Annotated in this window: 11 protein-coding genes; 5 read left to right on the forward strand and 6 right to left on the reverse strand. The window is 71.9% G+C overall.

The features are described from left to right. Positions 1-223 precede the first annotated feature (223 nt). The 4 genes from ACFYYF_RS21045 to ACFYYF_RS21060 all read left to right on the forward strand — a co-directional run bounded on the left by ACFYYF_RS21045 (position 224) and on the right by ACFYYF_RS21060 (position 4,311). The gene (locus ACFYYF_RS21045; protein WP_388777819.1) at positions 224-1,174 is read left to right on the forward strand and encodes a hypothetical protein; all 951 of its coding nucleotides are present in this window, start codon (positions 224-226) and stop codon (positions 1,172-1,174) included. Positions 1,175-1,214: 40 nt separating this feature from the next. Next, positions 1,215-2,783, forward strand: coding sequence for an APC family permease (locus ACFYYF_RS21050; protein ID WP_361679655.1), 1,569 nt, complete (start codon positions 1,215-1,217; stop codon positions 2,781-2,783). A 180-nt stretch (positions 2,784-2,963) separates the two neighbouring features. Continuing rightward, complete coding sequence (locus ACFYYF_RS21055) at positions 2,964-3,692, forward strand: molybdopterin-dependent oxidoreductase (protein WP_361679847.1); 729 nt, start codon at positions 2,964-2,966, stop codon at positions 3,690-3,692. Further along, the gene (locus ACFYYF_RS21060) at positions 3,676-4,311 is read left to right on the forward strand and encodes a cytochrome b/b6 domain-containing protein (RefSeq protein WP_388777822.1); all 636 of its coding nucleotides are present in this window, start codon (positions 3,676-3,678) and stop codon (positions 4,309-4,311) included. Before ACFYYF_RS21055 ends, ACFYYF_RS21060 begins: the two co-directional genes overlap by 17 nt. A 139-nt stretch (positions 4,312-4,450) precedes the next feature. Here ACFYYF_RS21060 and ACFYYF_RS21065 read toward each other — a convergent pair whose 3' ends face one another. Further along, positions 4,451-5,848 (reverse strand): gluconate:H+ symporter, encoded by a 1,398-nt coding sequence (locus ACFYYF_RS21065; protein ID WP_361679648.1) that lies wholly within the window; start codon positions 5,846-5,848, stop codon positions 4,451-4,453. Between the two features lie 132 nt (positions 5,849-5,980). Beyond that, the gene (locus ACFYYF_RS21070; RefSeq protein WP_361679645.1) at positions 5,981-6,508 is read right to left on the reverse strand and encodes a gluconokinase; all 528 of its coding nucleotides are present in this window, start codon (positions 6,506-6,508) and stop codon (positions 5,981-5,983) included. A gap of 130 nt (positions 6,509-6,638) precedes the next feature. On the opposite strand from ACFYYF_RS21070, the gene ACFYYF_RS21075 reads away from it, so the two are divergent. Then, positions 6,639-7,340 carry a FadR/GntR family transcriptional regulator gene (locus tag ACFYYF_RS21075; RefSeq protein WP_361679642.1) on the forward strand — a complete coding sequence of 234 codons (702 nt, stop codon included), beginning with the start codon at positions 6,639-6,641 and terminating at the stop codon, positions 7,338-7,340. A gap of 15 nt (positions 7,341-7,355) precedes the next feature. On the opposite strand, the gene ACFYYF_RS21080 is transcribed toward ACFYYF_RS21075, so the two are convergent. From ACFYYF_RS21080 to ACFYYF_RS21095, 4 genes are all read right to left on the reverse strand, one after another. Beyond that, entirely contained in the window at positions 7,356-7,730 is a 375-nt protein-coding gene (locus tag ACFYYF_RS21080) for a YchJ family metal-binding protein (protein ID WP_365485453.1), read from the reverse strand. A gap of 4 nt (positions 7,731-7,734) precedes the next feature. Beyond that, complete coding sequence (locus tag ACFYYF_RS21085) at positions 7,735-9,129, reverse strand: M1 family metallopeptidase (RefSeq protein ID WP_388777828.1); 1,395 nt, start codon at positions 9,127-9,129, stop codon at positions 7,735-7,737. Positions 9,130-9,202: 73 nt separating this feature from the next. After that, positions 9,203-13,078 (reverse strand): Pls/PosA family non-ribosomal peptide synthetase, encoded by a 3,876-nt coding sequence (locus ACFYYF_RS21090; protein WP_388777831.1) that lies wholly within the window; start codon positions 13,076-13,078, stop codon positions 9,203-9,205. 351 nt (positions 13,079-13,429) lie between these two features. Beyond that, positions 13,430-14,440 carry a polysaccharide deacetylase family protein gene (locus ACFYYF_RS21095; protein WP_388777833.1) on the reverse strand — a complete coding sequence of 337 codons (1,011 nt, stop codon included), beginning with the start codon at positions 14,438-14,440 and terminating at the stop codon, positions 13,430-13,432. Positions 14,441-14,568 lie beyond the last annotated feature (128 nt).

The raw sequence follows: 14,568 nt of genomic DNA on the forward strand, positions 1-14,568 counted from the left end.
GACAGCGACGGCCGCCCGCGGCTCGGCGCCGGGAGAGTCCGTCAAGTCGGGCGGACAAGGCTCCTGTTCAGGACTTTGTGGGGCGCTGTGCAGATAACTGGTGCGTACAAGTGGTGAGTTGACACGTGTAGTGGCCCGGACCGCGCTTGACTTGAACCCGTGGCTCCGGGTTTGCTGTGCGTGATCACACTTTGACGAACCGCGCCTGTGAGGTTGAGCAGCGGTGTCACCACCCCCACCTCCGCTGGGCCGCGGCCGCAAGCGGGCGTCCCAGGCCTTCGACGCCGCTCTCGACGACGCCGAACTCGTCACCGCACGAACCGCGTTGAACCAGGGGCGGTGGACCGACGTCCGGGCCCTGCTCGCCGCGACCGGCGACGACTGGGACCGTCGCGGGCACCGCGTCACCGTCCTCGCCCAGGAGGCCGCGACGCTCGCCTGGGCCCGCGACTGGCAGCTCGCCGAACCGGAGTCCGCCGACGCCGCCGTCCTCCTCGGCTGCGCCGCCGTGGAACGCGCCCTGCGCGGCAAGGAACGCCCGGACAGTGCCCGCGAGGCCTGCCACCGGGCCGCGGGCCTCGCCCCCGACGACCCGACCCCCTGGCTCGGGCTCCTCCTCCTGGAGCGCTCGCTCGGGGCCGAGGACGACGTGGTCCGCCTCTTCGACGAGGTGCGCCACCGGCACGCCGTCCACCACCACGCCCACCATCTGATGGTCGCCCGGCTCGCCGAGCGCCGCGCGGCGGCCGGCCAGGACCCGCTGCACGAGGTGTACGACTTCGCCAACTGGTCGGCGGAGCAGGCACCCGCGGACTCACCGCTCGCGATCCTCCCGGTCGTCGCGCACGCCGAGCGCTTCCGCGTGCTCGCCGGCGCGGGGAGCGAGCCCGCCGACCCGGCCGCCTCCGGACACTGGGCCGGGCGCCGGGCCCGCCAGGTGATGAAGGCCGCCTTCGACTGGTGGCTGGAGTGGGAGCACGGCGAGCACCCGCGCCGCCTCGTCGACCTCAACTTCCTCGCCCACGCCAAGATCTGCGAAGGCCGGGACGGCGAGGCCGCCGCCCTGTTCCTCCGCATCGCGGACCATCCGACCGCGGCCCCGTGGTCGTACCCGGACCGCGACGGACACCAAGCCTTCCGTGCCGCGCGCGACCGCGTGCTCGGCACGGTGTGAACGCCCCCGAAGACCCGACATCCGAAAGGACGACCCCGCGATGACGACGGGCAGTTCGAGCACACCGAGTACGTCGAGCACGGGAAGACCCGACGCCGAGAGCGCCGGCATCAGTACGTTCAAGGGGCAGGACCGGGCCCTGCGGGCCGGCCGGCTGGGCACGGCGGGCCTGCTGCTGTCCGTGCTCGCGGCGACCGCCCCGCTCATGGTGGTGGCGGGTGTCATGCCCACCACATTCGCGGTGATGGGCATCGTCGGGCAGCCGCTGCTCTTCGTCATCCTCGGCATCGTCCTGGTGCTCTTCAGCGTCGGGTACGCCGAGATGAGCCGGCACGTCCACAACGCGGGCGCCTTCTACGCGTACATCTCGCGCGGACTCGGCGGCACCCCGGGCGCAGGCGCCGCCGCGGTCGCCCTCGTCGCCTACAGCGCGCTCCAGGTCGGCATCTACGGCCTCTTCGGCTACGAGGTCTCCGGACTGTTCGCCACCTACCTCGACACCGAAGTCGTCTGGTGGATACCGGCGCTGGCCGCCGTGCTCGTCGTGGGCGCGCTCGCCTGGCTGAAGATCGACGTCAATGCCTGGGTCCTCGGCGTCCTGCTCGTCATCGAGGTGACGCTCGTCGTCGTCTTCGACGTCGCCGCCGTCGGCGATCCCGCCAAGGCCGGTCTGTCGCTGCACGCCTTCAACCCCGACACCCTCACCGGAGCGGGCGTCGGCACCGCGCTGTGCTTCTGCATCGCCGCCTTCACCGGCTTCGAACAGGCCCCCGTCTACGCCGAGGAGACCAGCCGCCCGCACATCCTCGTGCCCCGCGTCATGTTCCTCGCGATCGGTTTCGTCGCCGTCTTCTTCGCGATCAGCTCCTGGGCGCTCACCGTCGCCACCGGACCCTCCGCGATCGTGGGCACGTCCCAGAAGCAGAGCGCCGGACTGCTGTTCTTCCTCACCGAGTCACGCCTCGGCTCCACGTTCACCGACGTCCTGCACGTCCTCTTCGTGACCGGCATGTTCGCGGCGCTGCTCAGCTTCCACAACGTCGTCGCGCGGTACGCCTTCGCCATGGGCCGCGAGGGTCTGCTGCCCGCGGCCTTCGGCCGTACCTCCGAGGCCAGCGGCGCCCCCGGCACCGGCTCGCTCCTGCACACCGTCGTCTCCCTGATCGTGGTCGGCGGCTTCGCCCTGTCCGACGACAAGCCGACCGGGGACCCGACCGCGCCCGTCCTCCAGCTCTTCACCTGGGGCGGCAACGTCGGAGCGCTCGGCGTCACCCTCCTGATGGCGGCCGCCTCACTCTCGGTCATCGTGTTCTTCGTCCGCCGCGGCGCTGCCCGCGCCCAGTCCTGGCGCCTGGTCACCTCCGCGATCGCGGGCCTCGCCCTGCTGGTCATCGCCGTCTACACCGTCAAGGACTTCGACGTCCTCGTCGGTTCGGGCCCGGACTCCGTCCTGAACGTGCTGCTTCCCGCCGTCATCGGGGTCGCGCTGATCGCCGGACTCGTCCAGGGGCTGCTCCTGCGCTCCCGCAAGCCCGAGGCGCACGCCCGGATCGGCCTCGGCAACGAGGCGTTCCAGTTGGACAAGGCGGCCGAGTCCGCCACCTCATGAGGCCCTGCCGTCCTCTCCGGGGCCGATGTCCGCGGCCCTTCGGCTCCAAGAGATGACGGAACGCTGACGAGCACCCGCCACCGCTGGCTTTTTGGGGGTCGCGGGTGCTCGAATCGAGGGGTGAACACTGAACGGCCCAGGGAACCCGACGAACACGGGGAACCCGGTCGACCCGAGGAAATCGGCGAACACGAGGCCTCCGGCGGGCGCGGCAGACCCATCGGCCGCCGGGTGCTGCTCGGCACGCTCGGACTCGGCGCCCTCGGCGTCCTGACCGCCCCCGCGCTCCAGCGCGCGACCGAAGCCTTCCTCGCAGGCGCCTCCGAGAAGGACCCGACCGGCCTGACGGGACTGCTGCCCAACGGCGGCGGCTTCCGCTACTACTCGGTGGCCGCCTCCGTCCCCCACAAGAACGAGACGACGTACCGGCTCACCGTCGACGGCCTGGTCGACCGCCCCACCAGCTACACCCTCGCCGACCTGCGCGCCCTGCCCCAGACCCGGCTGGTGCACGACGTCCAGTGCGTCACCGGCTGGCGGGTCCCGAGCACCCCCTTCGAGGGCGTACGCCTGTCGCACCTCCTCGACGCCGCTGGGGTCCGCTCCTCGGCCGGGGCCGTCCGGTTCACCTGTTTCGACGGGACGTACACGGAGAGCCTCACCCTGCGCCAGGCCCGGCGCCCGGACGTCCTGGTGGCCCTGCGCATGCAGGACAAGCCCGTCGGCCACAACCACGGCGGCCCCGTCCGCCTCTACGTGGCCCCGATGTACTTCTACAAGTCCGCCAAGTGGCTCTCCGGCATCACCGTCACCGAGGACGTCCGTCCCGGGTACTGGGAGGAGCGGGGATACGACGTCGACGCCTGGGTCGGCCGTTCGAACGGACGTGACGATGAACCCACGAGCTGACGAATCCCCGGCCGTGGCCGCGCACTCCTCCCACGTACGCCGCTTCACCCGCGCCGAACACTGGGTCCACCGTGTCACCGCCCTGCTGATGGGCCTGTGCGTGGCCACCGCGGCCTGCCTCTACATCCCCCAGTTCGCCGAACTCGTCGGCCGCCGCGAACTCGTCGTCCGGGTCCACGAGATCGCCGGCGTGATGCTTCCGCTGCCCGTCCTCGCGGGCCTCGCCTCCCGCGCCTTCCGCCGGGACCTCGGCTTCCTCAACCGCTTCGGACCGCACGACCGGGTGTGGCTGCGGGCGGCCCTGCGCCGCGACAAGGACCCCGAGTCCCGTCCGGCGGGCAAGTTCAACGCCGGGCAGAAGATCTACGCCGCCTGGATCGCGGGGGCGACGCTGGTGATGCTGGGCACCGGTCTGCTGATGTGGTTCACCCATCTCACCCCGCTGATGTGGCGCACCTCGGCGACCTTCGTCCACGACTGGCTGGCCCTCACCGTCGGTATCGTCCTCGCGGGCCACATCGGCATGGCGCTCGGCGACCCGGAGGCCCGGCGGGGCCTGCGGACGGGTTCGGTGAGCCGCCAGTGGGCCGACCGCGAACACCCGCTGTGGCGGCCGTGAGCAACCGCTGACACCGGACCCGCCGAGAGCGTTGGCCGACAACGGCGAACGGGCCGCGGGGAGAACCGTGTCGGTTCTCCCCGCGGCCCGTTCCGCCTCTCCTCCCGGCCGTGTCAGGGACGGCCGGGGGAGCGGCCGTCTAGATGACGAGCGACAGCAGCAGCACGAGTCCTCCGGCGACCACCGAGATGATCGTCTCCATGACGGACCAGGTCTTCACGGTCTGGCCGACGTTCAGGCCGAAGTACTCCTTCACCAGCCAGAAGCCGGCGTCGTTGACGTGGCTGAAGAAGAGCGAGCCCGCGCCGATCGCGAGGACGAGCAGCGACGTGTGCGTGGTCGACATGTCGGCCGCGAGGGGTGCGACCAGACCGGCCGCCGAGATGGTGGCGACGGTCGCCGAACCGGTCGCGAGTCGGATCGCCACCGCGATCAGCCAGGCCAGCAGCAGCGCGGGGATCGACCAGTCCTTGGAGATCTCCAGGATCATCTGGCCCACGCCGGAGTCGATCAGCGTCTGCTTGAAGCCGCCGCCCGCGCCGACGATGAGCAGGATGCCGGCGATCGGCGCGAGGGACTTCTCGGTGGTCTCCGCGATCCGGTCCTTGGTGAAGCCGGCCGCCCGGCCCAGCGTGAACATGCCCACGATCACGGCCGCGAGCAGCGCGATCAGCGGCGCTCCGACGACGTCGAAGACGCGCTGCGTCATGTTCGCCGGGTCGTCGACGACGATGTCCACCAGGGCCTTGGCCAGCATCAGCACGACCGGGAGCAGCATGGTGGCGAGGGTCGCGCCGAAGCCGGGGCGCTTCTCCAGGTCCTCCGAGGCACGCGCCGGGACCATGCGGTCGGGAGCCTGGACGTCCACCCAGCGGGCCGCGTACCGGGAGAACACCGGGCCGGCGATGATCACCGTGGGGACGGCGACCAGGACACCGAGCGCGAGGGTGAGGCCCAGGTTGGCCTTGACCGCGTCGATCGCGACCAGCGGACCGGGGTGCGGCGGAATCAGACCGTGCATCACCGACAGGCCCGCGAGCGCCGGGATGCCGATGCGCATCAGGGAGTAGTTGCCGCGCTTGGCGACCATCAGGACCACCGGGATCAGCAGCACGATGCCGACCTCGAAGAACAGCGGCAGTCCGATCACCGAGGCGATCAGCACCATCGCCCAGGGCATGGCGCGTCCGCCGGCCTTCGCCAGGATCGTGTCGACGATCTGGTCGGCGCCGCCCGAGTCGGCGAGCAGTTTGCCGAGGATCGCGCCGAGGGCGATCAGGACGCCCACACCGGCCACGGTCGAGCCGAGTCCGGTGGTGAAGCTGACGATGGCCTTGTCGAGCGGGGCGCCGGCGAACGCGCCGAGAGCCAGCGAGCCGATGGTCAGGGCGAGGAAGGCGTGCAGCTTGAACCTGGTGATGAGCAGGACGATGACGGCGATGCCCGCCAGCACGGCTATGCCCAGTTGAGCGTGGCCCGCCGAGGTGATCGGTTCGACGGTGTCCGCTGCCAGCATCTCGACACTGAGTCTGGTCACGGTTGTTCCCTTGCTTGAGAAAAGGACGCGGGGAGGGTGGAGCGCGCTGCCGCCGGGAGGACAGCGTTGTCAGGGGTACGGAAACGGGGTAGGGGGCGCGGAGCCGGGTCCCGGGGGAGCCGGGGCCGGCGGCTACGGGCGGGGCGGTTCGAGAGCGGCGAGCGCCGCCACGGCCCGCTCGGTGATCTCGGCGGGGCCGCCGGACACGTCGACCTCGACACCCGCCTCGTCCGCCGCCAGCGGCTGGAGCGTGGCGAACTGCGAGTCCAGGAGCGCCGTGGGCATGAAGTGCCCCGTGCGGTGCGCCATGCGGTCCTCGATGAGCTCGCGGTCGCCGGTCAGATGCACGAAGACGACTCCGGGCGCGGCGGCGCGCAGCCGGTCCCGGTAGGCGCGCTTGAGCGCCGAGCTGCTGACCACGCCGCCGAGTCCGGCCCGGTCGTGCGCCCAGTGCCCGATGGAGTCGAGCCACGGCCACCGGTCGTCGTCGCTCAGCGGTGTCCCGGCGGTCATCTTGGCGATGTTCGCCTGCGGGTGGAAGTCGTCGCCCTCGGCGTACGGCACGCCGAGCCGGGCCGCGAGCAACGGGCCGATGGTGGTCTTCCCGGTGCCTGCGACGCCCATGACCACGACGACATGGGGGGTGGGACTGTGCTGCATCACGCTCTCGCTGTCTTCGTCGACATCTGATGTCGACGCCACTGAAACGCATTAGGTACGACGAATTCAAGAGTGTGTGACATATAAGTCTGACTTTTTGTTCCCGGCGTCGGCCTCGTACCCTGACCCCATGACCACACGGGGCCGGGGGCTGCACGGACACGTACTCGAAAGCCTCGGGCCGGCGATCACGGCGGGCGACTACCCGCCGGGCAGCGTGCTACGCACCGACGAGCTCGCCCAGCGCTTCGAGGTGTCCCGCTCCGTCATGCGCGAGGCGGTCCGGGTCCTCGAATCCATGTACCTGGTCGAGTCCCGCCGCCGGGTGGGCGTGACCGTCCGCCCCAAGTCAGAGTGGAACGTCTACGACCCCCAGGTCATCCGCTGGCGGCTGGCCGGCGCCGACCGCCCCCACCAGCTCCGTTCCCTCACCGTCCTGCGCTCGGCGATCGAACCCGTCGCCGCCGGACTGGCCGCGCGGCACGCCACCGCCGAGCAGTGCGCGGAGCTCACCGAGTGCGCGCTCGGCATGGTCGCCACCTCACGCGGCCACCAGCTCGAGGGCTATCTCGTCCACGACGTCGCCTTCCACCGGGTGATCCTCAAGGCGTCCGGCAACGAGATGTTCGCCCGCCTCGGAGACGTCGTCGCGGAGGTCCTGTCCGGCCGCACCCATCACGACGTCATGTTCGAGGACCCCGACCCGGCCGCCGTCACCCTGCACGTCCAGCTCGCCGAGGCCGTCCGCGAGGGCGACGCCGAACGCGCCGAGCTGCTCACCCGGGAGATCACCGCCGGCGCACTCCAGGAACTGGACGTCCTGGCCCCCTGACCTCGCGGCCCGAGGTCAGTCCAGGAAGTCCCCGTCCACGTACACCCAGGCCCCGTCCACCCGCTCGAACCGGCTCCGCTCGTGCAGCGAACCGCCCCGGTAGGAGGCCCGGAAGGTCACGGTCCCCGTCGTGTGGAACGCCGAGCCCTGACCCGTGTCCAGGATCTCCAGCCCGGTCCACCGCATCCCCGGGTCGAACTCCACCCGGGCCGGCCGCGTCCGCGGATGCCACGTCCGCAGCAGGTACCCCTCGTCCTCCTTCACGAAGGCGCAGTAACGCGAGCGCATGAGCGCCTCGGCACTCGGCGCCGCGGCCTCGCCGCGATGGAAGCGCCCGCAGCAGCGCACGTACGGCTCGGCGAGCCCACATGGGCAGGAACGGCTGGTCATCGCGTCATTCTCCCCGGACCCGTGCCGAGTCCGCGTTCGTGGGCGGATAGGCCGGCCTGGCCGGCACCTGCGGGGCGGCCTCCGGCAACGGCGGCAGCGCCGTCTCGTGCAGCCACGCCGTGAAGAGATCGTCCAGCGGCTCGGCCGCGTAGCGCGAGACGTGCGCGGTGAAGACGGACGTGGTGACCGTGCCGCCCCGGTGCAGCGTCGCCCAGCCGCGCAGCATGCGGAAGAAGGCGTCGTCGCCCATCGCGCACCGGATCGCGTGCAGCGTGAGCCCGCCGCGCTCGTAGAGCCGGTCGTCGAACATCAGCTTGCGGCCGGGGTCCGCCAGCAGCAGATCCTGCGGCTGCGCGGCCAGCTTGCGGTGCGCGGCCGCGGCCAGCTGCCGCGCGGGCCGCCCGCCGGAGCGCTCCGACCACAGCCACTCGGTGTACTTCGCGAGCCCCTCGTTCAGCCAGATGTGACGCCAGTCCGCGATGGTCACACTGTTGCCGAACCACTGGTGCGCCAGCTCGTGCGCGATCAGCCGCTCCGAACCCCGCGCCCCGTCGACATGATTGGCGCCGAACAGCGAAAGACCCTGCGCCTCGACCGGGACGTCCAGCTCCTCCTCGGTCACCACCACCGCGTACTCGCCGAACGGATACGGCCCGAAGAGTTCCTGGAACAGCTCCATCATCGCGGGCTGCCGCGCGAAGTCCCGGGAGAACTCCGGCAGGAGCTGCGCGGGCAGATGCCCCGACTGCGGTACGCCGGACAGACCCGGATCACCGAGCAGCACCGTCTGGTACTTGCCGATCGACAGACCCACCAGATAGCTGGAGGTCGGCGCGGGCTGCTCGTACACCCAGGTCGTCGTCGACGCCTTCGTCGTCCGGGTCAGCAGACGCCCGCCGGCCACCACCGCGTACGCGGACGGCGTGGTGACCGAGATCTGGTACGCGGCCTTGTCGGCCGGCCGGTCGTTGCACGGATACCAGGACGGCGAACCCACCGGCTGGCTCGCCACCAGCGCCCCGTCCTCCAGCTCCTCCCAGCCGATCCCGCCCCAGGGACTGGACACCGGCTTCGGGTTGCCCGACCAGTGCACCTCGACGGTGAACGCGGCGCCGGCCCGCACCGGCTTCGGCGGACGGATGCGCAGCCTGCCGCCCCGGTGCGTGTAGTGCGGAGCCTTCCCGTCGACACGGACCCGGCCGATCCGGAAGTCGGCGAGGTTGAGCTGGAACTCGGTCAGCGCGGAACGGCCCGCTATGGCGTTGATCCGCGCGGTGCCGGAGAGCCGGTTCGGGCCGGGGCGGTAGTCCAGCGCGAGCTCGTACCTGTGCACCCGGTAACGGGAATCTCCGTTGGCCGGGAAATAGGGGTCCGGTCCCGCTGTCTGCTGAACGCTCACTGCTGCGACTGCTCCCTGCCCTGTGCTCGACTCTCCGCTGTACCGCCCTTCGTGTCCGATCGGGTCAAGTCTGCTACGAACGCCAGGCCTCGATCGGATTGCCCAGCCAGCGGGTGTCGTCGGGAACGGACTCCGCCGCCATCACCAGCGACGCGGGACCCAGGGTGGAGCGGGCCCCGACGGTGCTGCCGGGCAGGACGATTCCGCCCGGACCCAGAGTGGCGCCCTCACGGAGGACCACAGTATCCGTCCGCAAGATCCGGTCGTGGAAGAGGTGGGTCTGCAGGACACAGCCCCGGTTGACCGTCGTCGCGTCCCCGAGCGTCACGAGGTCCGACTCCGGCAGCCAGTAGCTCTCGACCCAGGCACCCCGCCCGATCCGGGCGCCGAGTCCCCGCAGCCACGCGGTCATCAGCGGCGTACCGGGCACGGATCCCGCCAGCCACGGCACCGCGACGACCTCCACGAAGGTGTCCGCCAGCTCGTTGCGCCACACGAAACCGCTCCACAGCGGGTGCTCGCCGGAACGGTGCCGCCCCACCAGCAGCCACTTCGCCACGATGGAGACCAGACACCCGAGCACACCCACGGCGAGCAGCACCGCACCCGAGAACGCCCACGCCCACGGCCCCAGCGCGCACAGCGCGGCGACCGTCAGCAGGGCCAGCGCCGCCGAACAGAACACCGGCACCAGCCGGCACAGCTCCACCAGACCGCGCGCCCACAGCAGCCGGACCGGCGGCTCGTACGTACGGCTCTGATCGCCGCCCTGCGCCGCACGCGGAAGCTTCATCGGCGGCAGCCCCAGATACGAGCTGCCCTTCTTCGCCTTCTTCGGCGTCGCCGACAGCACACCGACCAGACCGCCGTCCGGCACACTGCGGCCCGGAGCCGTCATCCCGGAATTGCCGAGGAACGCCCGCCGCCCGATCTCGGCACGCCCGATGCGCATCCAGCCGCCACCGAGTTCGTACGGAGCCGTCAGCGTGTCGTCCGCCAGGAACGCCCCGTCCCCGACCGTCGTCAGACTCGGCAGCGCGAGCACCGTCGACACCTCGGCGCCGCGGCCGATCCGCATGCCCAGCAGCCGCAGCCACACCGGCGTGATCAGCCCGGCGTACAACGGGAACAGCGTCTCCCGGGAGCGGTCCATCAGCTGCGTGACCGTCCAGGCCTGCCAGCCGATCCGGCTGTGCGTCGGATGCGTGCCCTCGCGCAGCCCGAGGCTCAGCAGCCGCACCGCGACCAGCAGCAGCAGCGCGTACGCGAGACCGAACGCCAGCGTCGCCGGAACGAGCGCGAGCGCCGCACCCCGCAGCGCCGCTCCCAGCCCGGCGTCCGCGCCCACGAACACCCGGGCCACCAGCAGCGCCGCGACGGAGGCCAGTACCGGCAGCGCGCTCAGCGCCAACCCGGTCGCGCCGTACATCACCCGCCACGGCGTGCCGCGCTGCGGCCGGTCACCCGGCCACGCGCGCTTCGCCTTGCCGAGCTTGACCGCGGGCGCTCCCGCCCAGCGCTGCCCGGTCGGGATCTGGCCCGTCACGGCGGAACCCGGAGCCACCTCGGCGCGCTTGCCGACCCGGGCCCCCGGGAACAGGATGCTGCGCGTCCCGACCACGGCTCCGGCACCCACCTTCACCGGACCGATCTCCAGCCGGTCGCCGTCCAGCCAGTACCCGGACAGATCGACCTCGGTCTCGACGGCGGCACCCCGGCCCATCTTCAGCATGCCGGTGACCGGCGGCAGCGAGTGCAGATCCACGTCCGGACCCACCTTCGCGCCGAGCGCACGGGCGTACCGCTCCAGCCAGGACCCCGTCAGCGAGGTCGCACCGCTGAACGCGGCCAGCCGCTCGGCCGTCCACACCCGCAGGTGGACACTCCCACCGCGCGGATGGCGGCCGGCCTTCACACCGCGCAGCAGCAGCCGCGCACCGCCCGCGGCGACGGCGAGCCGTCCCGGCGGGCTGTACAGGACGAGCGCACCGGCACCCACCAGCCACCACGAGGCACCGGGTGCCCACGGATAGCGGCCGAACAGGTGCAGTACGTTGCCGAGCGCGGCCAGCGCCACCGTCCAGCGCAGCCCGAGCAGGCCGAACAGCGGCAGCAGCACGAGCAGCTGGACCAGCTTGGCGCGCACCGGGACCGGCGCGACCACCCGCTCCGCGCCGTCGTCCTGGCCCGATCTCTCCAGATGCCGGGCCAGCTTGCGCAGCACCGGCTGCTGGTAGATGTCGAGCACGGCGACGTTCGGGTAGCGGGCGCGCAGCCGCGTCGTGAGCTGCGCGGCCGCGAGACTGCTGCCGCCGATCGCGAAGAAGTCGTCGCCCGCCCCGCCCACGGGGATGCCGAGGACCTCGCTCCACTGCTCGGCGAGCCAGGCCTGGGTGCCGTACAGCTCCTCCTTGGCGCCGCCGGTCTCCAGACCCTCCAGCGGCCAGGGCAGCGCGTTCCGGTCGACCTTGCCGGACGTGCGGGTCGGCAGATCCCCGACCGGCGCGATCAGCGGGACCAGCGCGGCGGGCAGCTCGGCCCGCAGCTTCTCGACGGCGGCCGCCTGGTCCCAGCCCTCCTGGGTCACCACATAGCCGACGAGGAGCTGATTGCCGCCGCGCGCGGTCCGTACCGCGGCGGCGGCACCCGCGACACCGGGCAGCGCCTGGAGCGCCGCGTCCACCTCGCCGAGCTCGATCCGGCGCCCGCCGAGCTTGATCTGCTCGTCGGCCCGCCCGAGGAAGATCAGCCCCTCGGGCTCCGCCCGGACCAGGTCACCGCTGCGGTACGCGCGCTCCCAGCCCAGCGAGGTGAGGGGCGCGTACTTCTCGGCGTCCTTCTCCGCGTCGAGATACCGGGCCAGTCCGACCCCGCCGATCACGAGCTGGCCGCTGCCGCCCATGGGCACCGGCTCGCCCGCCTCGTCGACGACCGCGAGCTCCCAGCCGTTCAGCGGCAGCCCGATACGGATGGGCTCGTCGCCGGTCAGCAGCGAGGCACAGGCCACGACGGTCGCCTCGGTCGGCCCGTAGGTGTTCCACACCTCCCGGCCCTCGGTCACCAGGCGCTGGGTCAGCTCGGGCGGACATGCCTCGCCGCCGAAGATCAGCAGCCGGACCTCGTTCAGGGTCTCGGGCTCCCACAGGGCGGCGAGGGTCGGCACGGTGGAGACGACGGTGATCTCCTGCTCGACCAGCCAGGGGCCGAGGTCGGCGCCGCTGCGCACCTGGGAGCGCGGCACGGGCACCAGACAGGCCCCGTAGCGCCAGGCCAGCCACATCTCCTCGCAGGAGGCGTCGAAGGCCACGGACAGGCCCGCCATCACCCGGTCGCCGGGGCCGATGGGTTCCTCGGTCAGGAAGAGGTCCGCCTCCGCGTCCACGAAGGCGGCGGCGCTGCGGTGGCTCACGGCCACGCCCTTGGGCTTGCCGGTGGAGCCGGAGGTGAAGATGATCCACGCGTCGTGCTCGACGCCGGGCCGCCCGGCCAGGACCTCGGAGCGGCCGTGGACGGTCAGCTCGTGCCCGGCGCCGACGACCGCGCGCACCCCGGCCTCGCCGAAGACCAGCTCGGCCCGCTCGTCCGGGTCCTCGGCGTCCACCGGGACATAGGCGGCGCCTGCCGCGAGGACGGCGAGGATCGCCACGTACAGCTCGTTCGTGCCGGACGGGACCCGTACGCCGACCCGGTCGCCGAGACCCACCCCGGCCTCCGCGAGCCGCTGGCGCACGGCCTCCACCTCGGCGGCCAGGGCCCGGTAGGTGAGGGCGTGCCGGCCGTCGTCGAGAGCGGGCTCGTCCGGGTACGCCCGTACGGAGGCGTCGAGGATGTCGACGAGCGTGCGCGGCGAGGCGGCCGAGGCGGCGGAGAAGCGCGCCTGGTCGCCGAACTCCGCGCGCACCTCGTCGTCGGACAACGCGAGCGCGGGGCCTTGCTGGAGGGCTGCCATCGGGTCCTCACGTGTCGTCCCGGACTACTCCGGGGAGCCGGTGGGCCCGCAGGTACGCCTGGGGATATTCCGGTCCAGCTCCGAACAAGCCTGGAATTTTAGTACGACGCTAGCCGCGGACCTGCGGATCAGCGATGCGAGGCGTCCTTCAGGGGGTGTCCGGGTCCGCGCCCCAGGGCTGTGACGTGGGGTTCCGTCACGGTCACGAGATCTGCCCCACATCTTTGCGTAACCTCTCGAACACGGCGAGCGAGGGGCCGGTCCGGCGTTCGGGGCCCACGCCGTGCGGATACGACGAAGGGCGCGGCGGTCCGCGACCACCGCGCCCCGGGAGCGCTGTTCCTCGACGGGTCAGCTCGTGCTGCAGGAGACGGTGGGCCAGGTCCAGTTGCCGTTGGGCTGGATGGTGACGCCGAAGGTGTTGCCGTTGCCGTTCGGTTTGGCGGTCAGGACCTGGGCGCTGGGGTACGTGGCGCTGATGTTCCAGGTCGAGAGGATCTTCGCCGGGGACGGCACGTTCATGGTGACGGTCCAGGCGCTGGAGCCGGTGACCGTGACGTTGAGGTTGTACCGGTCGCTCCACTGCTGGCCCGCGGACAGCGTCGCGGTGCACCCGCCACCGCCACCGCCGCCTCCGCCGCCCGTACCGCCGTCGGGAGCGACGGCGCGGCCGGTCCCCGGGGAGATCATCCCGGCGCACAGGCCACGGGAGGCCAGACCCTGCGCGATGCGCGGGATCGCGGCGATCGTGTTGGCCGGCCAGTCGTGCATGAGGATGACCTGGCCGTCGGTGAGCCGGCCGGCGGCCTGAACGATCGCGTCGGTGCTCGCGCCGTTCCAGTCCTGCGAGTCCACGTCCCAGATGATCTCGGTCAGGCCGTACTTGGCCTCGACCGACTTCACCGTCGCGTTGGTCTCCCCGTACGGCGGCCGGAACAGTCTCGGCGTCCCGCCGCCGGCGGCGGCGACGGCCTGCTGGGTCCGGGAGATCTCGGAGTCGATCTGCGCCTGGCTCTGCTGGACGAGATGCGGGTGGGTGTAGCTGTGGTTGCCCACCCACATGCCGGCGTCGACCTGCGCCCGTACCTGGGCGGGGTTGGACGCCGCGTACTGGCCCTCGTTGAACATCGTGGCCCGCAGGCCGTTCTGCCTGAGGGCGGCGAGCAGGCTCGACGTGCTGCTCGACGGCCCGTCGTCGAAGGTGAGTCCGACGTACCCGCCGCAGGTGGCGGCGTGCGCGGGTCCGGCGTCGAGGGCGAGGGGGCCCGCGACGGCCGTCGCCGTGACGGCCAGGCCCGTGATCAGCGTGCGTAACGAGCCGAGTCGTCCGGATCTCGTCCGGAGTCTCGTGGGACATCTCATGGGAGGGTCCTTCAGCCTCGGGGGCGGGTCGGGGGTCAGCTCGTGCTGCAGGAGACGGTGGGCCAGGTCCAGTTGCCGTTGGGCTGGATGGTGACGCCGAAGGTGTTGCCGTTGCCGTTCGGTTTGGC

The organism is Streptomyces sp. NPDC001914, assembly GCF_042891215.1.
In the GTDB taxonomy this organism is placed as follows: domain Bacteria; phylum Actinomycetota; class Actinomycetes; order Streptomycetales; family Streptomycetaceae; genus Streptomyces.

Coding starts and splice junctions, on each gene's coding strand:
- ACFYYF_RS21050 (WP_361679655.1), top strand. CDS start 1,215: ATGACGACGGGCAGTTCGAGCACACCGAGTACGTCGAGCACGGGAAGA.
- ACFYYF_RS21060 (WP_388777822.1), top strand. CDS start 3,676: ATGAACCCACGAGCTGACGAATCCCCGGCCGTGGCCGCGCACTCCTCC.
- ACFYYF_RS21070 (WP_361679645.1), bottom strand. CDS start 6,508: ATGCAGCACAGTCCCACCCCCCATGTCGTCGTGGTCATGGGCGTCGCA.
- ACFYYF_RS21075 (WP_361679642.1), top strand. CDS start 6,639: ATGACCACACGGGGCCGGGGGCTGCACGGACACGTACTCGAAAGCCTC.
- ACFYYF_RS21080 (WP_365485453.1), bottom strand. CDS start 7,730: ATGACCAGCCGTTCCTGCCCATGTGGGCTCGCCGAGCCGTACGTGCGC.
- ACFYYF_RS21090 (WP_388777831.1), bottom strand. CDS start 13,078: ATGGCAGCCCTCCAGCAAGGCCCCGCGCTCGCGTTGTCCGACGACGAG.
- ACFYYF_RS21095 (WP_388777833.1), bottom strand. CDS start 14,440: ATGAGATGTCCCACGAGACTCCGGACGAGATCCGGACGACTCGGCTCG.